Origin of the sequence: Streptomyces pristinaespiralis (genome assembly GCF_001278075.1) — a bacterium.
Lineage (GTDB): Bacteria > Actinomycetota > Actinomycetes > Streptomycetales > Streptomycetaceae > Streptomyces > Streptomyces pristinaespiralis.
On sequence record NZ_CP011340.1, the window covers coordinates 6,215,020 to 6,237,102 of the forward strand.

Annotated in this window: 18 protein-coding genes; 13 read left to right on the forward strand and 5 right to left on the reverse strand. The window is 69.5% G+C overall.

Annotated elements, in window-relative coordinates; translation table 11 throughout:
• Window positions 1–3 precede the first annotated feature (3 nt).
• The 3 genes from SPRI_RS26490 to SPRI_RS26500 all read left to right on the forward strand — a co-directional run bounded on the left by SPRI_RS26490 (window position 4) and on the right by SPRI_RS26500 (window position 5,200).
• The gene (locus SPRI_RS26490) at window positions 4–1,245 is read left to right on the forward strand and encodes a sensor histidine kinase (protein WP_005318553.1); all 1,242 of its coding nucleotides are present in this window, start codon (window positions 4–6) and stop codon (window positions 1,243–1,245) included.
• Entirely contained in the window at window positions 1,242–1,931 is a 690-nt protein-coding gene (locus tag SPRI_RS26495; protein ID WP_005318555.1) for a response regulator, read from the forward strand. The genes SPRI_RS26490 and SPRI_RS26495 overlap by 4 nt, the downstream gene beginning before the upstream one ends.
• Before the next feature lie 143 nt (window positions 1,932–2,074).
• Window positions 2,075–5,200, forward strand: a complete 3,126-nt coding sequence (locus SPRI_RS26500; RefSeq protein WP_005318557.1) for an efflux RND transporter permease subunit — start codon at window positions 2,075–2,077, stop codon at window positions 5,198–5,200.
• Between the two features lie 186 nt (window positions 5,201–5,386).
• Here the strand turns inward: SPRI_RS26500 and nadA are convergent, their stop codons facing one another.
• On the reverse strand, window positions 5,387–6,574 hold the full coding sequence (gene nadA / locus SPRI_RS26505) for a quinolinate synthase NadA (protein ID WP_037776919.1): 1,188 nt from the start codon (window positions 6,572–6,574) through the stop codon (window positions 5,387–5,389).
• Window positions 6,575–6,842: 268 nt separating this feature from the next.
• On the opposite strand from nadA, the gene SPRI_RS26510 reads away from it, so the two are divergent.
• Entirely contained in the window at window positions 6,843–7,199 is a 357-nt protein-coding gene (locus tag SPRI_RS26510) for a HesB/IscA family protein (RefSeq protein WP_005318559.1), read from the forward strand.
• A 68-nt stretch (window positions 7,200–7,267) separates the two neighbouring features.
• Here SPRI_RS26510 and SPRI_RS26515 read toward each other — a convergent pair whose 3' ends face one another.
• Window positions 7,268–8,722, reverse strand: a complete 1,455-nt coding sequence (locus SPRI_RS26515; RefSeq protein WP_005318561.1) for a hypothetical protein — start codon at window positions 8,720–8,722, stop codon at window positions 7,268–7,270.
• 129 nt (window positions 8,723–8,851) lie between these two features.
• Window positions 8,852–9,076, reverse strand: a complete 225-nt coding sequence (locus SPRI_RS26520) for a hypothetical protein (protein WP_037774891.1) — start codon at window positions 9,074–9,076, stop codon at window positions 8,852–8,854.
• Window positions 9,077–9,203: 127 nt separating this feature from the next.
• Here SPRI_RS26520 and SPRI_RS26525 point away from each other — a divergent pair, with 127 nt between their 5' ends.
• Window positions 9,204–10,178 carry a carbohydrate kinase family protein gene (locus tag SPRI_RS26525; protein ID WP_005318562.1) on the forward strand — a complete coding sequence of 325 codons (975 nt, stop codon included), beginning with the start codon at window positions 9,204–9,206 and terminating at the stop codon, window positions 10,176–10,178.
• Window positions 10,179–10,984: 806 nt separating this feature from the next.
• Here the strand turns inward: SPRI_RS26525 and SPRI_RS26530 are convergent.
• Entirely contained in the window at window positions 10,985–12,433 is a 1,449-nt protein-coding gene (locus SPRI_RS26530; RefSeq protein WP_053557393.1) for a cysteine desulfurase/sulfurtransferase TusA family protein, read from the reverse strand.
• A 273-nt stretch (window positions 12,434–12,706) separates the two neighbouring features.
• On the opposite strand from SPRI_RS26530, the gene ctaC reads away from it, so the two are divergent.
• The 4 genes from ctaC to SPRI_RS26550 all read left to right on the forward strand — a co-directional run bounded on the left by ctaC (window position 12,707) and on the right by SPRI_RS26550 (window position 17,181).
• Entirely contained in the window at window positions 12,707–13,678 is a 972-nt protein-coding gene (gene ctaC, locus SPRI_RS26535) for an aa3-type cytochrome oxidase subunit II (protein ID WP_005318566.1), read from the forward strand.
• Window positions 13,675–15,414 (forward strand): aa3-type cytochrome oxidase subunit I, encoded by a 1,740-nt coding sequence (gene ctaD / locus SPRI_RS26540; RefSeq protein WP_005318567.1) that lies wholly within the window; start codon window positions 13,675–13,677, stop codon window positions 15,412–15,414. The genes ctaC and ctaD overlap by 4 nt, the downstream gene beginning before the upstream one ends.
• Window positions 15,411–15,809, forward strand: coding sequence for a cytochrome c oxidase subunit 4 (locus SPRI_RS26545; RefSeq protein ID WP_005318569.1), 399 nt, complete (start codon window positions 15,411–15,413; stop codon window positions 15,807–15,809). The genes ctaD and SPRI_RS26545 overlap by 4 nt, the downstream gene beginning before the upstream one ends.
• Window positions 15,810–15,927: 118 nt before the next feature.
• The gene (locus SPRI_RS26550; protein ID WP_037776922.1) at window positions 15,928–17,181 is read left to right on the forward strand and encodes a L,D-transpeptidase; all 1,254 of its coding nucleotides are present in this window, start codon (window positions 15,928–15,930) and stop codon (window positions 17,179–17,181) included.
• Window positions 17,182–17,211: 30 nt separating this feature from the next.
• Here SPRI_RS26550 and SPRI_RS26555 read toward each other — a convergent pair whose 3' ends face one another.
• Window positions 17,212–17,613 carry a DNA-binding transcriptional response regulator gene (locus SPRI_RS26555; protein ID WP_005318573.1) on the reverse strand — a complete coding sequence of 134 codons (402 nt, stop codon included), beginning with the start codon at window positions 17,611–17,613 and terminating at the stop codon, window positions 17,212–17,214.
• Between the two features lie 182 nt (window positions 17,614–17,795).
• On the opposite strand from SPRI_RS26555, the gene ctaE reads away from it, so the two are divergent.
• From ctaE to qcrB, 4 genes are all read left to right on the forward strand, one after another.
• On the forward strand, window positions 17,796–18,416 hold the full coding sequence (gene ctaE, locus SPRI_RS26560; RefSeq protein ID WP_005318575.1) for an aa3-type cytochrome oxidase subunit III: 621 nt from the start codon (window positions 17,796–17,798) through the stop codon (window positions 18,414–18,416).
• 93 nt (window positions 18,417–18,509) lie between these two features.
• Entirely contained in the window at window positions 18,510–19,319 is an 810-nt protein-coding gene (gene qcrC / locus SPRI_RS26565) for a cytochrome bc1 complex diheme cytochrome c subunit (RefSeq protein WP_005318578.1), read from the forward strand.
• Window positions 19,316–20,392: a cytochrome bc1 complex Rieske iron-sulfur subunit gene (gene qcrA, locus SPRI_RS26570; RefSeq protein WP_005318579.1), complete on the forward strand. Its 1,077-nt coding sequence runs from the start codon at window positions 19,316–19,318 to the stop codon at window positions 20,390–20,392. Before qcrC ends, qcrA begins: the two co-directional genes overlap by 4 nt.
• Window positions 20,389–22,014 carry a cytochrome bc1 complex cytochrome b subunit gene (gene qcrB / locus SPRI_RS26575; protein WP_037774893.1) on the forward strand — a complete coding sequence of 542 codons (1,626 nt, stop codon included), beginning with the start codon at window positions 20,389–20,391 and terminating at the stop codon, window positions 22,012–22,014. Before qcrA ends, qcrB begins: the two co-directional genes overlap by 4 nt.
• The last annotated feature ends 69 nt before the right edge of the window (window positions 22,015–22,083 follow it).

The following is a 22,083-nucleotide window of genomic DNA, read 5'->3' on the forward strand; positions in this document are numbered from 1 at the left end:
ACGTTGCCTGACGTGACCCCATTCGCCGCCCGGTACGACCGCGTCCGCAACTGGCTGCGCGCGCACCCGCTGGCGCTGGACGGCGCCCTCGCCGTGGCCGCGTTGATCTGCATGGTGGCCGGCTCCTTCGCCGATCCGAACGGGCCGCACGGCCCCACCTTCGGCACCCGCACACCCGACGCGCGCAGCGCCGTCCTGATGCTGGTCGCCGCCGGCGCGCTCGTCTTCCGGCGGCGTGAGCCGATGGGCGTGCTGCTGGTCACCGGCGCGGTGTCCGTGGTCGAACTGGTGGCGGGCGACCCGGCCGCCCCCGTCGCGATGAGCGCCGTGATCGCCCTCTACACCGTCGCCTCCCGCACCGACCGTCCCACCACCTGGCGGGTCGGCCTGCTGACGATGACCGTGCTGACCGCCGCCGCGATGGCCTTCGGCTCCAGCCCCTGGTACACGCAGGAGAACCTCGGCATCTTCGCCTGGACCGGTATGGCGGCCGCCGCCGGTGACGCCGTGCGCAGCCGGCGTGCCTTCATCGACGCCATCAGGGAGCGGGCGGAGCGCGCCGAGCGGACGCGGGAGGAGGAGGCCGGGCGCCGCGTCGCCGAGGAGCGCCTGCGGATCGCCCGCGACCTGCACGACGTCGTCGCCCATCACATCGCCCTGGTCAACGTCCAGGCCGGGGTCGCCGCCCACGTCATGGACAAGCGCCCGGACCAGGCCAAGGAGGCGCTCGCGCACGTACGGGAGGCGAGCCGCTCCGCGCTGAACGAGCTGCGCGCCACCGTCGGGCTGCTGCGTCAGTCCGGGGACCCGGAGGCGCCCACCGCGCCCGCGCCCGGTCTCGCGGTCCTCGACGAACTGGTCACCACCTTCCGTCAGGCCGGCCTCCCCGTGGAGGTCGCCCGCGCCGACGACGGTGACCCGCCGCCCGCGGCCGTCGACCTGGCCGCGTACCGGATCGTCCAGGAGGCGCTGACCAATGTGCAGAAGCACGCGGGGAAGGACGCCAAGGCCGAGGTGAGCGTGGTGCGGGTCGGTTCGACGCTGGAGGTGACCGTCATCGACAACGGCCCCGCCGACGCGGCCGGGCCCTCCGACGGAGGCGGGCACGGTCTGCTGGGCATGCGCGAGCGCGTCACCGCTCTCGGCGGCACCCTCACCGCGGGACCCCGCTACGGAGGCGGCTTCCGGGTGCAGGCGATACTGCCGCTCAAGGTGCGGGTCGCCCGCGCGGGGGAGGACAGATGACGATCAGGGTGCTGCTCGCCGACGACCAGACGCTGCTGCGGAGCGCGTTCCGGGTGCTGGTGGACTCCGAACCGGACATGGAGGTCGTCGGGGAGGCGGCCGACGGCGCACAGGCGGTGGCGCTGGCCCGCTCCGAGCGGGCCGACGTGGTGCTGATGGACATCCGGATGCCCGGTACGGACGGGCTGTCCGCCACCCGCGAGATCACCGCCGACCCGGAGCTGTCGCACGTACGGATCGTCATGCTGACGACCTTCGAGGTCGACGAGTACGTCGTGCAGTCACTGCGGGCCGGTGCCTCCGGCTTCCTGGGCAAGGGCGCGGAGCCGGACGAACTGCTGAACGCCATCCGGGTCGCCGCCGCCGGCGAGGCACTGCTGTCGCCGGCCGCGACCAAGGGGCTCATCGCCACCTTCCTCGCACAGGGCGGGGCGGCGGACGACGACGGCCTGCACGCGGGGGACTTGTCCGAGCGGCTCTCGGCGCTCACCGTCCGCGAGCGCGAGGTGCTGGTGCTGGTGGCCGGCGGCCACTCCAACGACGAGATCGCCACCCGGCTCGAGGTCAGCCCGCTCACCGTCAAGACCCATGTGAACCGGGCCATGGCCAAGCTGGGCGCCCGCGACCGCGCCCAGCTGGTGGTCACCGCGTACGAGTCGGGACTGGTACGTCCAAGGGTGGAGTGAGCGGGAGGGCGCGCGTACTCCAGCCGTGGTATGCGCGGCGTGAGGAACGGGACCTGGGGGCTACGGAACGCCCTCTTCGCGTGGCCGAAGGTATAGGCGGGCCTCTGTGCCCGTCCCCGCGCAAGCCACAGAAGAGAGACCCCATGTCCTGGCTGTCCAGATTCAGCCTGTCGCAACGGGCCCTGATAGGGCTGATGTCCATCGTCGCGATCGTCTTCGGTGCGATCGCCGTCCCGCAGCTCAAGCAGCAGCTCCTGCCGTCCATCGAGCTCCCGATGGTCTCGGTCCTCGCCCCCTACCAGGGCGCGTCGCCCGATGTCGTGGAGAAGCAGGTCGTCGAGCCGCTCGAAGCGAGCCTCAAGGCCGTCGACGGCATCGAGGGCATCACGTCCACGGCCGCTGAGGGCAGCGCCGTCATCATGGCGAGCTTCGAGTACGGGGACGGGAGCAAGCAGCTCGTCGCCGACGTCCAGCAGGCCGTGAACAGGGCCCGCGCCCAGCTCCCGGACGAGGTGGACCCGCAGGTCGTCGCCGGTTCGACGGACGACATCCCCACCGTCGTGCTCGCCGTCACCTCCGACAAGGACCAGCAGGCGCTCGCCGACCAGCTGGAGCGGACCGTCGTACCGGCCATCGAGGACATCGAGGGCGTGGGCCAGGTCTCCATCGACGGCGTCCAGGACCTCCAGGTCTCCGTCACCCCCGACGAGCGGAAGCTCGCCGCCGCCGGTCTGAACACCATGGCGCTCTCCGAGGCGCTCAGGTCGGGCGGCGCGACGATGCCGGCCGGGTCGTTCTCCGAGGACGGCAAGAGCCGCACGGTGCAGGTCGGTGGCGGTTTCACCAGCCTGCGGCAGATCGAGGACCTGCGGATCGTGCCCGCGCCGGGTACGAAGGGCGAGCCCGTACGCCTCGGTGACATCGCGACCGTCGAGCAGACGGAGGCGAGCCGGGTCTCCCTGACCCGCACGAACGGCAGGCCCAGCCTCGCCGTCATGGCCACCATGGACAACGACGGCAGCGCCGTCGACATCTCGGAGGCCGTCCAGGACAAGCTGCCCGGCCTCCGCGCCGACCTCGGCGCGGGCGCGGAACTCACCGTCGTCTCGGACCAGGGCCCGGCGGTCTCCAAGTCGATCTCCGGCCTGACCACCGAGGGCGCGCTCGGCCTGGTCTTCGCCGTCATCGTGATCCTGGTCTTCCTCACCTCGCTGCGCTCGACGCTGGTGACGGCGGTCTCCATCCCGCTGTCCGTCGTCCTCGCGCTGATCGTGCTCTGGACCCGTGACCTCTCGCTCAACATGCTCACCCTCGGCGCGCTGACCATCGCCATCGGCCGGGTCGTCGACGACTCGATCGTGGTCCTGGAGAACATCAAGCGTCACCTCGGCTACGGCGAGGAGCGGCAGAGCGCCATCATCACCGCGGTGAAGGAGGTGGCGGGCGCCGTCACGTCCTCCACCTTGACGACCGTCGCGGTGTTCCTGCCGATCGGTCTCGTCGGCGGCATGGTCGGCGAGCTGTTCGGCTCGTTCTCGCTGACCGTCACCGCCGCGCTGCTGGCGTCCCTGCTCGTCTCGCTGACCGTCGTCCCCGTCCTGTCGTACTGGTTCCTGCGCGCCCCCAAGGCCGTGCAGGGCCTGGACCCGGAGCAGGCCCGGCGCACGGCGGAGGAGAAGGAGGCGCGGAGCCGGCTCCAGCGGATGTACGTCCCCGTGCTGCGCTTCGCGACCCGCCGCCGGCTGACGAGTGTCGCCCTGGCGGTCGTGGTGCTGTTCGGCACCTTCGGCATGGCCGGACTGCTCAAGACCAACTTCTTCGACCAGGGCGAGCAGGAGGTCATGTCCGTCAAGCAGGAACTGCCGCCCGGCACCAGCCTCGAGGCGGCCGACGCCTCCGCGAAGAAGGTCGAGCAGGTCCTCGCGGGCGTCGACGAGATCAAGGACTACCAGGTCACCGTCGGCTCCTCCGGCTTCATGGCGGCCTTCGGCGGCGGCACCGGCGCCAATCAGGCGTCGTACCAGCTGACCCTGAAGGACGCGGCGTCGTACGAGAAGGTCCGCGACCACCTCGACGAGGAGCTCGGCAAGCTGGACGGCATCGGCGACACGACCATCGCCGCCGGTGACGGCTTCGGCAGCCAGGACCTGAGCGTCGTGGTGAAGGCGTCCGACTCCGAGACCCTGCAGAAGGCGTCAGAGGCGGTACGGGCGGAGGTCGCGGAGCTGGACGACGTGACCGACGTCCAGAGCGACCTGGCCCAGTCCGTGCCGCGCATCTCCGTCAAGGCCACGCCGAAGGCGGCCGACGCCGGCTTCACCGACGCCACGCTGGGCATGGCCGTCGGCCAGGCCGTGCGCGGCACCCCGTCGGGCAAGGCGATCCTCGCCGACACCGAGCGGGACATCGTCATCACCTCCGCCAGGCCGGCGAGGACGATGGACGAGCTGAAGGCGCTGCCGCTCGGCCCGGTGAAGCTCGGTGACATCGCCGAGGTGAAGCTGGTCCCCGGCCCGGTCTCGATGACCCGGATCGACGGCTCGCGGGCCGCGACGATCACGGCGAAGCCGACCGGCGACAACACCGGCGCGGTGAGCACCGAGCTTCAGTCGAAGATCAACGCGCTGGACCTGCCCGAGGGCGCGACCGCCTCCATCGGCGGCGTCTCCGAGGACCAGGAGGAGGCGTTCCTGAACCTCGGCCTGGCGATGCTGGCGGCGATCGCGATCGTCTTCATGCTGCTGGTGGCGACGTTCCGGTCGCTGATCCAGCCGCTGATCCTGCTGGTCTCCATCCCGTTCGCCGCGACCGGCGCGATCGGCCTGCTGGTCGCGACGGGTACGCCGATGGGCGTGCCGGCGATGATCGGCATGCTGATGCTCATCGGCATCGTGGTCACCAACGCGATCGTGCTGATCGACCTGATCAACCAGTACCGGGCCCAGGGCCTCGGCGTGGTCGAGGCGGTCGTCGAGGGCGGCAGGCACCGGCTGCGCCCGATCCTCATGACGGCCCTGGCGACGATCTTCGCGTTGCTGCCGATGGCGCTCGGCGTCACGGGCGAGGGGGGCTTCATCGCCAAGCCGCTGGCGGTGGTGGTGATCGGCGGTCTGATCACGTCGACGCTGCTGACCCTGCTGCTGGTGCCGACGCTGTACGCGATGGTGGAACTCCGCAAGGAGCGCCGCCGCGCCAAGCGTGCGGCGAAGCGGGAGGCCGCGAAGTCCGCAGAGACGGACGAGACGTCCCTGGAGCCGTCGAACGCCTGACGCCGTCCTTTCCATGTGTCAGGGCCCCGCGGCCGACCGGCTGCGGGGCCCTGACCGTTGTCGTGGGTGCCGGCCCCGCCGGACGGCACGCCCGTGCCGTCAAGCGGGTCGGCAAGCAGCGGGCCCACGCGTGAGGGGCGCCCCGCCGCGGCGGGGCGCCCCTCGAAGGCGTAGGGCGGGCGACGTTTACGGCAGCGCCAGCATCCGCTCCAGGGCGAGCTTCGCGAAGCTCTCCGTCTCCTTGTCGACCTCGATGCGGTTGACCAGGTTCCCCTCGGCCAGCGACTCCAGGGTCCACACCAGGTGGGGCAGGTCGATGCGGTTCATCGTCGAGCAGAAGCAGACCGTCTTGTCGAGGAAGACGATCTCCTTGCCCTGGTCCGCGTAGCGGTTCGCCAGGCGGCGGACCAGGTTCAGCTCCGTGCCGATGGCCCACTTCGAGCCGGCCGGGGCCGCCTCGAGCATGTTGATGATGTACTCCGTCGAGCCCACGTGATCGGCGGCGGCGACGACCTCGTGCTTGCACTCCGGGTGCACCAGGACGTTGACGCCCGGGATGCGCTCACGCACGTCGTTGACGGAATCCAGCGAGAACCGGCCGTGCACGGAGCAGTGACCGCGCCACAGGATCATCTTGGCGGCGCGCAGTTCCTCCGCCGTCAGACCGCCGTTCGGCTTGTGCGGGTTGTAGAGCACGCAGTCCTCGAGGGACATCCCCATGTCCCGGACGGCGGTGTTGCGGCCCAGGTGCTGGTCCGGCAGGAAGAGGACCTTCTCGCCCTGCTCGAAGGCCCAGTCCAGCGCGCGCTTGGCGTTCGACGAGGTGCAGATCGTGCCGCCGTGCTTGCCCGTGAAGGCCTTGATGTCCGCGGAGGAGTTCATGTAGGAGACGGGCACGACCTGTTCGGCGACGCCGGCCTCCGTCAGCACGTCCCAGCACTCGGCGACCTGCTCTGCGGTGGCCATGTCGGCCATCGAGCAGCCGGCCGCGAGGTCGGGCAGCACGACCTTCTGGTCGTCGGAGGTGAGGATGTCGGCGGACTCGGCCATGAAGTGCACACCGCAGAAGACGATGTACTCGGCCTCGGGCCGGGCCGCGGCGTCCTTCGCCAGCTTGAACGAGTCACCGGTGACGTCGGCGAACTGGATGACCTCGTCACGCTGGTAGTGGTGGCCGAGGACGAAGACCTTCTCGCCGAGCTTCTCCTTGGCCGCGCGGGCGCGCTCCACCAGATCCGGGTCGGACGGCGAGGGCAGGTCGCCCGGGCACTCCACGCCGCGCTCGCTGCGCGGGTCGGCCTCACGGCCGAGCAGCAGCAACGCGAGCGGAGTCGGCGACACGTCGAGCTCGGGGCTGGTTTGGGCGGTGGTCACGACACGCACCCTTTCTTCGTCTGGCAGAGCTTTTCGTCTATTTGACGCTATCTATCATAACCGCTTCACGTCACTTTGACGATGGCCATAGCGTCGATGTGACGCACCCCCCTGTCCGCAGGGTGACGCATGCCCGTCCACAGGGCGGTGCCGCACCGTGGCCCGGTGTGCGAGCATGAATGAGGAAAGACCAGCGGTCCGGAATGAATCCACGGCCGTGCCGGTTGCACCGTCGGCAAGCAGTCCGCACAACCCGGGAGAGAAGCAGATGTCCGTATCGGACGAGACCACCACCGTGAGCGACGGCATCCTCCTGTCCGACGCCGCCGCCGCCAAGGTCAAGGCCCTGCTGGACCAGGAAGGCCGGGACGACCTGGCGCTGCGCGTCGCGGTTCAGCCCGGTGGCTGCTCCGGCCTGCGTTACCAGCTGTTCTTCGACGAGCGTTCCCTCGACGGCGACGTCGTGAAGGACTTCGACGGTGTCAAGGTCGTCACCGACCGTATGAGCGCCCCGTACCTGGGCGGCGCCTCCATCGACTTCGTCGACACCATCGAGAAGCAGGGCTTCACCATCGACAACCCGAACGCCACGGGTTCCTGCGCCTGCGGCGACTCGTTCAGCTAAGAGTCCGGCTGCTCATGCCGAAGGCGGCGGACCCGGGACCGGGTCCGCCGCCTTCGGCATGAGGGGCGTCAGCCCTTGCGCGGCAGCGCCTTGCCCGTGTTCGCGTCGACGACCTTCCGGTCGTCCAGCGGCTCGTCCAGCGTCACGGACGCCTCGAGCTCCTTGGCGAGCATGATGCAGACCCGCTCGGGGTCCGGATTCGTCTCCACGATCCGGACCTTCACCTGGGCACCGCTCTCGGTCGCCTTCGCCTCGTAGTTGCTGCACACCCCGCCCCAGAAGGTGACGGTCAGGGTCCGCCCCTGGACGCTGTACGAGATCTGGGCGGGGCCCTGGTCGGCCGGGTCCTTCGAGGGATCGGCCGGAGTGATGTCACCCGTCGGCGGCTCGGCGCTCTTGAGGAAGCGCTCCTCCACGGCGGTGTGCGTCACCGTGAACGGCCGGCCCCCGTCCTTCGCCGCCACCTCGAACAGCCATGTCGGCACCAGTGCCTGCCGCCCGTCCACATACTGCGCGGAGAGCCCGAAGACGGCCTTGCCGATCGTCAGCCGCTCCGGCTCCGTGGTGGCGCCGTCGGGCTCGCAGGGCGCGTCCGGCTTGATCTCGCCCTCGTGCGGCACCGGGGTGGCGCATCCGCCGATGCCGACGCGACCGCTGTCCTTGCCCGCCTTGTTGAGCTGCTCGACCGCTTCCTCGGCGGTGACCACCGGATAGGTGTCGCTCTTCGCGGGCTTCTTCAGCTGCCCGCTGCCGCCGACCACGGTGCCGTCCGCGCCCACCTGGACGCCCGTCGTCCAGCCGTACGTCGGCAGGCCGCTCACCACCGGGTTCGCGTTCACCACGCGCACCGCGCCCATCAGCTGGTCCGCGTCCAGCGCGGCGTCCCCCTGGCCCACGGCCCGCAGCACGGGCGCGGCGGCCTTCTTCGCCTCGGCCTCGCTCACCGGCTCACCGGTCTCGGCCGACGAGCCGCCCGAGGGGCACTCCTTGCCCTTCAGGCAGTTGTCCCCGCCGGGCGCGGCGGTGAAGCGGGCGAACGTCCAGGTGCCCGGGGCGTCCTTGTTCACCTGGAGCGAGGGCCCCTGGCCGTCCGTGGTCGGCCCGATCTTCCAGGCCGGCCCCTCCAGACGCGGTGTCCCCGACAGGCCGAGCGCCTTCGCCAGCCGGGTCACCTCCGCCTCCGTGACCGTCCCCGTCGCCCGGTGCACGGCCGCACGGCCGGGGCCCTCGGGCAGGTCGCCCTTCGCCGTGTAGACGACGCCGCCACCGCTCGGGTCGGGCTCGCCCGGGGCGATGCCGCCATCAGTACCGCTCCCGCCGAGGTCCAGGGCCGGCGGCAGGGGATCCTTCGCTCCGGCGGCCTCGCTCTTGGCGTCCGTGGCGCCCGCGCCGCCCTCGGAGCCGGCGGTCGCGAAGTACGCACCGCCACCGCCGGCGACCAGCACCGCGGCCGCCACGGAGGCGACCACCAGCGGGGAACGCCGACGGCGGGGACTCTCCTGCGTGTTCTCCGTGCTGCTCACCGCATCGCTCCTTGTCTCGCGCCTCCTGCTGGGGAGGACACGTGTGGGACGGAGCGGGGGAGCGCGTGGTTCCCTTCGCCTCTTCCCCGAGGCGGCGTCGCCGCCGGAGCCGGTGCGGACCGGGCGGTGTCAGTCGCCGTACTCGGACATCGCGTCCACCAGCCGCGCGGACGCGGACGGCACCACGACACCGTGGATGAGGGACGGGTGCACGGGCGCGGGCGCCGCAGCCGCCGGTACGACCCAGTGTGGTGCCATGCGGGCGCAGTCGCCGCGCAGCTGGGCCAGACTGATCTCGGACTCCCGCGGATCCCGCTGCTGCCGCGGCTCGAGCGCCGTCGTGTACTCGGTCATAGCCGCACCGTATGCACCTGGGAGTCCAGGAAAAAAGCCCTACTATCGGGTAGTTTCCGCACGTGGCCGGGTTCGGGGACCGGTAGCGTGGACTGTCACTGCCAGCCCGCCTCAGGAGCGCCTCACCGTGCGTATCGCAGTCACCGGCTCCATCGCCACCGACCATCTCATGACCTTCCCCGGCCGCTTCGCCGACCAGTTGGTCGCGGACCAGCTGCACACGGTCTCCCTCTCCTTCCTCGTCGACACGCTCGACGTACGCAGGGGCGGTGTCGGGGCGAACATCTGCTTCGGCATGGGTCAGCTCGGCACCGGCCCGATCCTCGTCGGCGCGGCGGGCTCGGACTTCGACGAGTACCGCGCCTGGCTCGACCGCCACGGCGTGGACACGGCGTCCGTCCGCATCTCGGAGGTCCTGCACACCGCCCGCTTCGTGTGCACCACCGACGCCGACCACAACCAGATCGGCTCCTTCTACACCGGGGCGATGAGCGAGGCCCGCCAGATCGAACTCCAGTCGGTCGCGGACCGCGTGGGCGGCCTCGACCTCGTCCTGATCGGCGCGGACGACCCCGAGGCGATGCTGCGCCACACCGAGGAGTGCCGCTCGCGCGGCATCCCCTTCGCCGCGGACTTCTCGCAGCAGATCGCCCGGATGAACGGCGACGAGATCCGGATACTGCTGGACGGCGCGGCGTACCTCTTCTCCAACGAGTACGAGAAGGGCCTCATCGAGTCCAAGACCGGCTGGACCGACGAGGAGATCCTCGGCAAGGTCGGCCACCGGGTCACCACGCTCGGCTCGCGCGGCGTCCGCATCGAGTCCGCGGGCGAGGACCCGATCGAGGTCGGCTGCCCCGACGAGGAGGCCAAGGTCGACCCCACCGGCGTCGGCGACGCGTTCCGCGCGGGCTTCCTCTCCGGCCTCTCGTGGGGCGTCGGCCTGGAGCGAGCGGCGCAGGTGGGCTGCATGCTGGCGACGCTGGTGATCGAGACGCTCGGCACGCAGGAGTACACACTGCGCCGGGCGCACTTCATGGAGCGCTTCACGAAGGCGTACGGGGACGAGGCGGCGACGGAGGTCCGCGAGCACCTGTCCTGACGCGGTCCGCGTGCGGGGGCGTGTCGCTCCTGCGGCCTGGCGGCCGTGGGGCTCTGACCGGGCTCCGCCCAGACCCGTGCGGGGCCTGACCGGATTCCGCCCGCCCTCGTGCGGGGCTCTGACCGGGCTCCGCCCGGGCCCGTGCGGGGCTCTGACCGGGTTCCGTCCGGGCCCGTGCGGGGCCTGACCGGGTTCCGTCCGGGCCCGTGCGGGGCCTGACCGGGTTCCGCCCGGGCCCGTGCGGGGCTCTGACCGGGTTCCGTCCGGGCCCGTGCGGGGCCTGACCGGGTTCCGCCCGGGCCCGTGCGGGGCCTGACCGGGTTCCGCCCGCCCCTGTGCGGGGCTCTGACGGGTTTCGCCCGCCCTCGTGCGGGGCTCTGACGGGTTTCGCCCGGGCCCGTGCGGGGCCCTGACCGGATTCCGCCCGGACCTGTGCGGGCCTCTGAACCGGGCTCCGCCCAGACCCGTGCGGGGCCCTGACCGGGCTCCGCCCGCCCCCGTGCGGGGCTCTAACCGGGCTCCGCCCGGGCCCGTGCCGCCCCTGCGGGCGGCGTACCCGCGCTTCGCGCGGTGCCCTCAATCGCCGGGCGGGCTGATTTCGCTCTGCGAAATCAGCCCCGCTGGGGGCACCTCCCACGGCCGCCAGGCCGTAGGGGGAGATTGAGGCGCGTGGCTCCAGTGGGGGTCCCCCCACCGGAGCCCGCTGGTCCCCCCACGCCGCCAGGCGTAGGGGGAGGAGCCCCCGAACACCTCGCGGAGCCCGGTTCAGGGAAGGGGCGGGGTGGGGGAACAGCCCGCCGCAGGCGTCAGCGCAGTCGCCGCACCACGTACGCCACCCCCGCCTCCGCCCCCCGTTCCCCCACGTACTCCTGCCCCCGCATCCCGCACCACGCCGGGATGTCCAGCCGCGCCGCCTCGTCGTCGGAGAGCACCGTCACCGTGTTACCGACCGGCACCTCGCCGATGACCTTCGCCAGTTCGATCACGGGGATCGGGCACCGCCGCCCGAGGGTGTCCAGCACCAGCGACCCGGCCGCATCCGAAGCGTCCGAGGACGCGGACGCCTCCGGCGCCCCGGACGCCTCCGCCCGCGCCGCGGCCCCCTCGGCCTCGGCTGCGGACGCCGGCGCGCCGAACCGCTCCCGTACCCCCGCCACCAGCCCCGGCAGCACCGCAAGGAAGCGGTCCACGTCCTTCTCCGAGGTGTCGAACGGCGGCAGCGACACACGTACGTTGCCCTCCGACAGGACGCCCATCGCCTTCAGCACATGGCTCGGGATCAGCGTGCTGCTCGTGCAGGACGAGCCGGAGGAGACGGAGAAGCCGGCCCGGTCCAGTTCGTGCAGCAGGGTCTCCCCGTCGACATAGAGACAGGAGAAGGTCACCACGTGCGGCAGTCGCCGCACCGGATCGCCGACCACCTCCACGTCGGGCACCAGCTCCGGCACCCGCGCGCGGATCCGGTCCACCAGGGCCCGCAGCCGGGCCGCCTCCGTCGCGGCCTCGGCGCGGACGGCCCGGAGCGAGGCGGCCGCCGCCACGATCGCGGGGATGTTCTGGAAGCCGGCGGAACGGCCCGACTCCCGCTCGTCGGCGGGGCCTTGCCGGGCGAAGCGGACGCCCTTGCGCACGGCGAGCAGGCCGACCCCCGACGGGCCGCCCCATTTGTGGGCGCTCGCGGTGAGCAGCGACCAGTCCCCTTCCACGGGCCCCCAGGCGAGCGACTGCGCCGCGTCCACCAGGAGCGGCACGCCCAGGGACCGGCACGCCTCGGCCACTTCCCGCACGGGCTGCTCGGTGCCGACCTCGTGGTTGGCGGACTGCAGGCAGGCCAGGGCGGTGGTCCCGCCGAGTTCGGCGGTGTACGCCTCCGGTGCGACGGCTCCGTGCCGGTCGACGCCGACCTCCGTCACCGAGCCGCCGGCGGCCTCCCACGCCTCTGCCGCGTGGAGCACGGCGGAGTGTTCGACGGCGGAGACGACGAGCCGCCGGCCGACACGCCGACGCCCCGCGAGGGCCCCGGAGACGCCGGCGTGGACGGCATGCGTCCCCGAAGGAGTGAACACGAGTTCGTCGGGGCGGCAGCCGACGGCGTCCGCCGCGGCCTCCCTGGCAGCATCGAGGAGCAGCCGGGCACGGCGGCCCTCGCGGTACAGCCGGGCGGGGTCGGCCCAGCCCTCGTCGAGGGAGGCCTGCAGAGCCCGGCGGGCGACGGGATGCAGCGGAGCGGCGGAGGCGGCGTCGAAATAGGGCACGTCATCACGCTAACCCCGGCCAGTACACAGGGCGTCAGTTGCCTGCCGGAATCGGGCATCCCGGGGCGCTCCGCACCTCCCCCGAAGGGAGCAGCCACCCCTTCGGGGTGTCGGACGGCGCGTTGGGCACCCTCCCCGCGCGACCCCAAATAGCGTCCAGTAGGGTTTGGTCCGCATAAACATCCAAACCCCTGCCCGCGTCAGGGCCGGCGACCGACCAGCGAGACGGCCGCAGCCCGGCCGCGCGGGCCGAGACTCTCGGGAAGGCGCTACGTGAGTCCCAACGGCTCCGACCGCTCGTCGCGGCGCCCGATGCGGCGGAAGCTGCCGCAGGTGCTGACTGCGGGCCTGATCCTGGCTACCGCCTCCGGTTGCTCATACAACTGGGAGGATTTTCCCCGCCTTGGAATGCCCACCCCCGTCACGGAGGAGGCGCCGCGGATCCTCTCCCTCTGGCAGGGCTCGTGGGCGGCTGCGCTCGCCACGGGCGTGCTGGTGTGGGGCCTGATCCTGTGGAGCGTGTTCTTCCACCGGCGCAGCCGCACCAAGGTGGAGATCCCTCCGCAGACCCGGTACAACATGCCCATAGAGGCGCTGTACACCGTGGTTCCGATCATCATCGTGTCGGTCTTCTTCTACTTCACCGCGCGTGACGAGTCGAAGCTCCTCGAGCTCTCCGACAAGCCCGCCCACACCATCAACGTGGTCGGCTACCAGTGGAGCTGGGGCTTCAACTACCTCGAGGACGTGGACGGGGACCCGGCCACCGGGGACGCGGCCGCGGACAAGGAACTGAAGGCGATCCCGGACAAGTACACCAATGACTTCCCGGCGGGTGCGGAGGGCGTCTACGACGCCGGTATTCCCGGCACCCGGAACCCGCAGAACGGCAACCCGGGCCCCACGCTGTGGCTGCCCAAGGGCGAGAAGGTCCGGTTCGTCCTGACCTCGCGTGACGTCATCCACTCCTTCTGGGTGGTCCCCTTCCTCATGAAGCAGGACGTCATCCCCGGCCACACCAATGTCTTCGAGGTGACCCCCAACCGTGAGGGCACCTTCATGGGCAAGTGCGCCGAACTCTGCGGCGTCGACCATTCGCGGATGCTCTTCAACGTCAAGGTCGTCTCCCCGGAGCGCTACCAGCAGCATCTGAAGGAGCTTGCCGAGAAGGGGCAGACCGGCTTCATCCCGTCTGGCATCGAGCAGACGGACCCGGCCAGGAATGCGGAGAAGAACCAACTGTGAGCATCCTCAACGAATCCCAGGGTGCCGCCGTGGCGGACGAAGACTCGTACGAGAACGAGCTGCCGGTACGGCGCAAGCAGCCCGGCAACGTCGTCGTGAAGTGGCTGACGACCACCGACCACAAGACGATCGGCACGCTCTACCTCGTCACCTCGTTCGTGTTCTTCTGCATCGGTGGCCTGATGGCGCTCTTCATGCGCGCCGAGCTGGCCCGGCCGGGCACGCAGATCATGTCGAACGAGCAGTTCAACCAGGCGTTCACGATGCACGGCACGATCATGCTGCTGATGTTCGCGACGCCGCTGTTCGCCGGTTTCGCGAACTGGATCATGCCGCTGCAGATCGGCGCGCCGGACGTGGCCTTCCCGCGTCTGAACATGTTCGCGTACTGGCTGTACCTCTTCGGCTCGCTGATCGCGGTCGCCGGCTTCCTCACCCCGCAGGGTGCGGCCGACTTCGGCTGGTTCGCCTACTCCCCGCTGTCGGACGCGGTCCGTTCGCCGGGTGTCGGCGCCGACATGTGGATCATGGGTCTGGCCTTCTCCGGCTTCGGCACGATCCTCGGCTCGGTCAACTTCATCACCACGATCATCTGCATGCGCGCTCCCGGCATGACGATGTTCCGGATGCCGATCTTCACCTGGAACGTGCTGCTGACCGGTGTGCTGGTCCTGCTCGCCTTCCCGGTCCTGGCGGCCGCGCTGTTCGCCCTGGAGGCGGACCGCAAGTTCGGCGCCCACATCTTCGACGCCTCCAACGGCGGCGCGTTGCTGTGGCAGCACCTCTTCTGGTTCTTCGGCCATCCAGAGGTGTACATCATCGCCCTGCCGTTCTTCGGCATCGTCTCGGAGATCATTCCGGTCTTCTCCCGTAAGCCGATGTTCGGTTACATCGGTCTCATCGGTGCGACGATCGCGATCGCCGGTCTGTCCGTGACGGTGTGGGCCCACCACATGTACGTCACAGGCGGCGTGCTGTTGCCGTTCTTCTCGTTCATGACGTTCCTCATCGCGGTACCGACCGGTGTGAAGTTCTTCAACTGGATCGGCACGATGTGGAAGGGGTCGTTGTCGTTCGAGACACCGATGCTGTGGACCATCGGCTTCCTGGTCACCTTCACCTTCGGTGGCCTCACCGGTGTCATCCTCGCGTCGCCGCCGCTGGACTTCCACGTCTCCGACTCGTACTTCGTCGTCGCGCACTTCCACTACGTCGTCTTCGGCACCGTGGTCTTCGCGATGTTCGCCGGATTCCACTACTGGTGGCCGAAGTTCACGGGCAAGATGCTGGACGAGCGGCTCGGCAAGATCACCTTCTGGACGCTGTTCATCGGCTTCCACGGCACCTTCCTGGTGCAGCACTGGCTGGGAGCCGAGGGCATGCCCCGCCGGTACGCGGACTACCTCGCGGCCGACGGCTTCACCGCCCTGAACACGATCTCGACGATCGCGTCGTTCCTGCTCGGCCTGTCGATCCTCCCCTTCATGTACAACGTCTGGAAGACGGCGAAGTACGGCAAGAAGATCGAGGTCGACGACCCGTGGGGCTACGGCCGCTCGCTCGAGTGGGCGACCTCCTGCCCGCCGCCGCGGCACAACTTCCTCACCCTGCCGCGCATCCGCAGTGAATCGCCCGCGTTCGACCTGCACCACCCGGAGATCGCGGCTCTCGACCAGCTCGAGGACGGCGGCCACGGTGCCCCGGTGGCGGCCGTCGGCAAGGAGGAGAGCAAGTGAAGATCCAGGGCAAGATGTTCCTCTGGCTGAGCGTCTTCATCCTGGCCGTCGCCATCCTGTACGGCGTCTGGTCGAAGGAGCCTGCCGGCACCACCGCGCTCTTCCTGGCCTTCGGCCTGAGCGTCATGATCGGCTACTACCTGGCCTTCACGGCCAGGCGCGTGGACGCCATGGCCCAGGACAACAAGGAAGCCGACGTGGCCGACGAGGCCGGCGAGGTGGGGTTCTTCTCCCCGCACAGCTGGCAGCCGCTCGCGCTGGGCATCGGTGGCGCGCTCGCCTTCCTCGGCGTGGCGCTCGGCTGGTGGCTGCTGTACTTCTCCCTGCCAGTGATCCTGGTCGGTCTCTTCGGCTGGGTGTTCGAGTACTACCGCGGTGAGAGCCAGAACCAGTAACAACCCCTGAGCGACACGGGACGGGCCCGGATCACCTCACTCCAGTGAGGTGATCCGGGCCCACTCGTTCGGAGTCATCCGGCGCGCCGCGACTGACGATTCTTCATACCGTGTGCTCATGAACCACACGCCTCGTATCCGTGCCGTCAGCTGCATCGCGCTGGTCGTCTCCCTCGGTGTGGTCGCGACCGCGTGCGGCGGACCGGACGGACACCCGCTGTCCGCCGCGCCGTACGACGCAGCGCGGCAGGTGAGCTTCAACGCCGGGTCCGACTCCAAGGTGGACCCCGACAAGCCGCTGGAGGTCACCTCCAAGGGCGACGGCGGCCGGATCACCGACGTCACCGTCATGGACGAAGCGGGCCACTACGTCGCAGGCGAACTCGCCGCGGACGGCGTCCGCTGGCGCTCCACCGCCCCCCTCGCGGCCGGCGCGAAGTACACCGTCCGGGTCTCCACGGAGGACGACGAGGGCGCTCCGGGGCTGCGCACCATGCTCTTCGAGACGGCTCCCGCCAAGAGCTCCCTCACCGCCGAGTTCGGCCCCAAGGCCGGCACGTACGGCGTGGGGCAGCCCATCACGGCCAAGCTCAGCCTCGCCGTGGGCGACGGCAGGGGCCGGGCGGTCGTCGAACGCGCCCTGAAGGTCACCTCGAAGCCCGCGGTGGAGGGTTCCTGGCACTGGGTCGACGACAAGACCCTGCACTACCGCCCGAAGGACTACTGGCCCGCCGGGGCGGTCGTGAACGCCACGAGCAACCTCCAGGGCGTCAAGGTCGCCGGCAAGCTCTACGGCGGCCGCTCCAAGCCGCTGAAGATCACCATCGGCGACCGCCTCGAAGCCGTCACCGACGCCGGGTCGCACACCATGACGGTGATGCGCAACGGAGAAGTGATCAAGACCATGCCGGTCACCACCGGCAAGCCCGGCTTCGACACGCGCAACGGCATCAAGGTTGTGCTGGGCAAGGAGTACTTCGTACGGATGCGCAGCACCAGCATCGGCATCGCCGAGGGCAGCTCCGAGTCCTACGACCTGCCCGTCTACTACGCGACCCGGGTCACCTGGAGCGGCGAGTACGTCCACGCCGCGCCCTGGTCGGTCGGCTCGCAGGGCTCGGCGAACGTGAGCCACGGCTGCACCGGGATGTCCATGGAGAACGCCGAATGGTTCTACAAGACCGTTCGGGAGGGTGACATCGTCAAGGTCGTCAACAGCTACGGCGACATGATGGACACGTTCGGCAACGGCTTCGGGGACTGGAACCTGTCCTGGGACAAGTGGCGTCAGGGCAGCGCCCTGGTCGCCGGCTCCGACGCGGCGGCCGGCAACGTCACCGAGGTGTCCGCCCGGCTGCGTCCCCGGGTCTGACCCGCATCTGCGGCCCGGCCCCTCGCCGTGTCAGGCCTCGATGGAGAGCCGGCTGCGCAGCAGCGCCGCCAGTGAGGCGGCGAACTCCACCGGGTCCACCGGCAGCGTCACCGCGGCCTCCGCGCGGCTCCAGGTGGCCAGCCAGGCGTCCTGCGGGCGGCCGATCAGCAGCAGCACCGGCGGACACTCGAAGATCTCGTCCTTGATCTGCCGGCACACGCCCATACCGCCCGCGGGAACCGTCTCGCCGTCCAGGACGCAGACGTCGATCCCGCCCTCGTCGAGGGCCTTGAGGACTGCGGGCAGGGTCGCGCACTCCAGGAACCGCACCGGCGGAACATCGGGCGCGGGCCTGCGCCCCGCCGCCAGCCTGACCTGCTCGCGGGTGTTGGAGTCGTCGCTGTAGACCAGGACCGTGGCGCTCGACTGCATGGTTCCTCCGCACTCGTTCGATCAGGCTTGTTGCGCCGGATGCTACTCCGTCCCACTGCCTGTCAACACCGGTTCGGACACGGCTTCAGTGGGCCGTTCGGCTCCCTGGGAAGGCCCCGCGGGGAGTGGGAACACTCCGAACGGCACCCCCCGGAGTGAGGGCGGGATAAGCGACCGACATAATGTCGGTCGTGGCGACAGCAACGACAGTAGAAACCGGGCACGCGCACCCGTCGGTCAATCGACCGAACCTCACCAGCGTCGGAACCATCATCTGGCTGAGTTCCGAGCTGATGTTCTTCGCGGCCCTCTTCGCGATGTACTTCACCCTGCGATCGGTGACGGGTGCCGAGTTCTGGGCAGAGAAAGCCGATGCGCTGAACTTCCCGTTCTCGGCGACCAACACCACGATCCTGGTGCTCTCCTCACTCACCTGCCAGCTCGGCGTGTTCGCCGCCGAGCGGGGCGACGTGAAGAAGCTCCGCACCTGGTTCGTGATCACATTCGTGATGGGTGCCATCTTCATCGGCGGTCAGGTGTTCGAGTACACCGAGCTGGTCAAGCACGAGGGGCTCTCCCTCTCGTCCGACCCGTACGGCTCGGTGTTCTACCTGACCACCGGTTTCCACGGCCTGCACGTGACGGGCGGTCTCATCGCCTTCCTGCTGGTCCTGGGAAGGACCTACGCGGCCAGGAGATTCACCCACGAGCAGGCAACCGCCGCCATCGTCGTGTCCTACTACTGGCACTTCGTCGATGTCGTCTGGATCGGCCTCTTCGCCACGATCTACATGATCAAGTAATCGGCGCGGGCGGTTCGTCCCCGAGCGGACACCGCCTGAAGCAGACACAGTCCAGAAGCATCGACGCAGAAGATCCTGACACCGGGGTAATCCGTGAAAAAGCTCTCCGCACGACGACGCCATCCGCTGGCGGCGGTCGTCGTCCTACTCCTCGCGCTGGCGGCCACTGGGGGGCTGTACGCCGCGTTCGCACCCGCGGACAAGGCGCAGGCCGACACAACCGCCCAGTCCCTCGCCATCAAGGAGGGGCAGAAGCTCTACACCGTCGGCTGCGCAAGCTGCCACGGAACCGGCGGTCAGGGCACCTCAGACGGCCCGTCCCTGGTCGGTGTGGGCTCAGCCTCCGTCGACTTCCAGGTCGGCACGGGGCGCATGCCCGCCCAGCAGCCCGGCGCGCAGGTGCCGGAGAAGAGGAACATCTACACGCAGGCCGAGATCGACCAGCTCGCGGCCTACGTCGCCTCCCTGGGCGCAGGTCCGATCACGCCGACCGAGAAGCAGTACAGCCCGGAGGGCGCGGACATCGCCAAGGGTGGCGAGCTGTTCCGCAACAACTGCGCCCAGTGCCACAACTTCACCGGTGAGGGCGGCGCGCTGACCGAGGGCAAGTACGCCCCGAGTCTGGAGGGGGTCAGCCCCAAGCACCTCTACGAGGCCATGCAGACCGGCCCGCAGAACATGCCCTCCTTCCCCGACACCACGATGCCCGAGCAGCAGAAGCGGGACATCATCGCGTACGTCAAGACCGTGAACGGCGAAGAGACGCCGACGCCCGGCGGCTTCGCGCTGGGTGGCCTGGGCCCCGTCAGTGAGGGCCTGTTCGGCTGGATCTTCGGTCTCGGTTCGCTGATCGCTGTTGCCATCTGGGTCGCGGCCCACACCGCTAAGGCCAAGAAGTCATGAGTAGCCAAGACATTCCAGAAGAGAACCTGCCCGCAGAGCAGGGCGCCGCGCACGACGCGGCTCACGGTGGCACCACCGCCGTCGCACAGCGCCACGACGATCCCTTCGCCGATCCGGGACTGCCGGCCCACAGGCCGCGCATCCAGGACATCGACGAGCGGGCCGCCAAGCGCTCCGAGCGCGCCGTCGCCTTCATGTTCACGCTGTCGATGCTGGCCACGATCGGCTTCATCGCCGCCTTCGTGATCTTCCCGGTCGACAAGATCGTCTTCATCTGGCCGCTCGGACACATCAGCGCGTTGAACTTCTCGCTGGGTGTGACGCTGGGCCTCGCGCTCTTCTGCATCGGCGCGGGCGCCGTCCACTGGGCGCGCACCCTGATGTCCGACGTGGAGGTCGCCGACGACCGGCACGCGATCGAGGCCGAGCCCGAGGTCAAGGCCAAGGTCCTGGCCGACTTCGCGGACGGTGCCAGGGAGTCCGCGATCGGACGGCGCAAGCTGATCCGCAACACCATGTTCGGCGCGCTGGCCATGGTGCCGCTCTCCGGTGTGGTCCTGCTGCGCGAGCTCGGCCCGCTGCCCGAGGACAAGCTCCGCAAGACGCTGTGGGCCAAGGGCAAGCAGCTCATCAACATGAACACCAACGAGCCGCTGCGTCCCGAGGACGTGTCGGTGGGTTCGCTGACCTTCGTCATGCCCGAGGGCCTGAAGGAGAGCGACCACAACTTCAACACCGAGATCGCCAAGGCGGCCGTGATGATCGTCCGGCTCCAGCCGGAGGACATCAAGGACAAGCGTGAGCTCGAGTGGTCCCACGAGGGCATCGTGGCCTACTCGAAGATCTGCACGCACGTCGGTTGCCCGATCAGCCTGTACGAGCAGCAGACGCACCACGTCCTCTGCCCGTGCCACCAGTCCACCTTCGACCTCTCCGACGGCGCCCGCGTCATCTTCGGTCCGGCCGGTCACCCGCTTCCGCAGCTGCGGATCGGTGTGAACGCCGAGGGCAACCTCGAGGCGCTCGGCGACTTCGAAGAGCCCGTCGGTCCTGCCTTCTGGGAGCGCGGATGAGCACTGCAACGGATACGAAGAAGAAGGCGCCCGCCGGCGAGCGGGTGGCCGACTGGGCGGACGGCAGGCTCGGGATCTACTCGTTGGCCAAGGCCAACATGCGGAAGATCTTCCCGGACCACTGGTCCTTCATGCTCGGTGAGATCGCCCTCTACAGCTTCATCATCATCATCCTCACGGGTGTGTACCTGACGCTGTTCTTCCACCCGAGCATGAACGAGATCGAGTACCACGGCTCGTACGTGCCGATGCAGGGCATCCGGATGACCGAGGCGTACGCCTCGACCCTGGACATCAGCTTCGACGTCCGCGGTGGTCTGCTGATCCGGCAGATCCACCACTGGGCTGCGCTGATCTTCCTGGCCGCCATGTTCGTGCACATGATGCGGGTGTTCTTCACGGGCGCCTTCCGCAAGCCGCGTGAGATCAACTGGCTGTTCGGCTTCCTGCTGTTCGTCCTCGGCATGTTCACCGGTTTCACCGGTTACTCGCTCCCGGACGACCTGCTCTCCGGCACCGGTGTCCGCTTCACCCAGGGCGCGATCCTGTCGATGCCGATCGTCGGCACCTACATCTCGATGTTCCTGTTCGGCGGGGAGTTCCCGGGCCACGACATGGTGGCGCGGTTCTACTCGATCCACATCCTGCTGCTGCCGGGCATCATGCTCGGTCTCGTGGTGGCCCACCTGATCCTGGTCTTCTACCACAAGCACACGCAGTTCGCGGGCCCCGGCCGCACGAACAAGAACGTCGTCGGCATGCCGCTGCTGCCGGTGTACATGGCCAAGGCCGGAGGCTTCTTCTTCCTGGTCTTCGGTGTCATCGCGTTGATCGCCGGCATGTTCACGATCAACCCGGTGTGGGCCCTTGGTCCGTACCGTCCGGACCATGTGTCCACCGGCGCCCAGCCCGACTGGTACATGGGCTTCGCCGAGGGTCTCGTCCGCGTGATGCCGGGCTGGGAGATCAACCTGTGGGGCCACACGCTCGTCCTGGGCGTGTTCATCCCGCTGATGCTCTTCGGTGTGGTCCTCGCGGCGCTGGCGGTCTATCCGTTCATCGAGTCGTGGATCACCGGCGACAAGCGTGAGCACCACATCCTGGACCGTCCGCGGAACGCTCCGACGCGTACCGCGCTGGGCGTCGCCTGGGTCACCGGCTACGTGATCATGCTGCTCGGTGGTGGAAACGACATCTTCGCGACGCACTTCCACCTGTCGATCAACGCGATCACCTGGTTCGTCCGCATCACGTACTTCGTCGGACCGGTCCTCGCGTTCATCATCACCAAGCGGATCTGCCTGGGTCTGCAGCGGCGCGACAAGGACAAGGTGCTGCACGGACGCGAGTCCGGCATCATCAAGCGCCTGCCGCACGGTGAGTTCGTCGAGGTGCACGAGCCGCTGGCACAGGGCGACCTGTACAAGCTGACCGCGCACGAGCAGTACAAGCCCGCGGAGATCGGCCCGGACGTCGACGAGAACGGTGTCCGCCGCAAGGTGAAGCGCACCGAGAAGCTGCGCGCCAGGCTCAGCAAGAGCTACTACGGTGAGCACAACCAGATCGACAAGGCCACCGCGGAGGAGTACAAGGAGATCACGAGCGGCCACGGCCACCACTGATCACCTGACCCACACGTCGCCACAGCGGAGGGCCCCGTCCACTCGATGGACGGGGCCCTTCGCCGTGCC

Bases quoted from the DNA above. Each gene is read 5' to 3' on its own strand.
- SPRI_RS26495 (WP_005318555.1), top strand. From the start codon at position 1,242: ATGACGATCAGGGTGCTGCTCGCCGACGACCAGACGCTGCTGCGGAGC.
- SPRI_RS26500 (WP_005318557.1), top strand. From the start codon at position 2,075: ATGTCCTGGCTGTCCAGATTCAGCCTGTCGCAACGGGCCCTGATAGGG.
- SPRI_RS26510 (WP_005318559.1), top strand. From the start codon at position 6,843: ATGTCCGTATCGGACGAGACCACCACCGTGAGCGACGGCATCCTCCTG.
- SPRI_RS26520 (WP_037774891.1), bottom strand. From the start codon at position 9,076: ATGACCGAGTACACGACGGCGCTCGAGCCGCGGCAGCAGCGGGATCCG.
- SPRI_RS26550 (WP_037776922.1), top strand. From the start codon at position 15,928: ATGAACCACACGCCTCGTATCCGTGCCGTCAGCTGCATCGCGCTGGTC.
- SPRI_RS26555 (WP_005318573.1), bottom strand. From the start codon at position 17,613: ATGCAGTCGAGCGCCACGGTCCTGGTCTACAGCGACGACTCCAACACC.
- ctaE (WP_005318575.1), top strand. From the start codon at position 17,796: ATGTCGGTCGTGGCGACAGCAACGACAGTAGAAACCGGGCACGCGCAC.
- qcrA (WP_005318579.1), top strand. From the start codon at position 19,316: ATGAGTAGCCAAGACATTCCAGAAGAGAACCTGCCCGCAGAGCAGGGC.
- qcrB (WP_037774893.1), top strand. From the start codon at position 20,389: ATGAGCACTGCAACGGATACGAAGAAGAAGGCGCCCGCCGGCGAGCGG.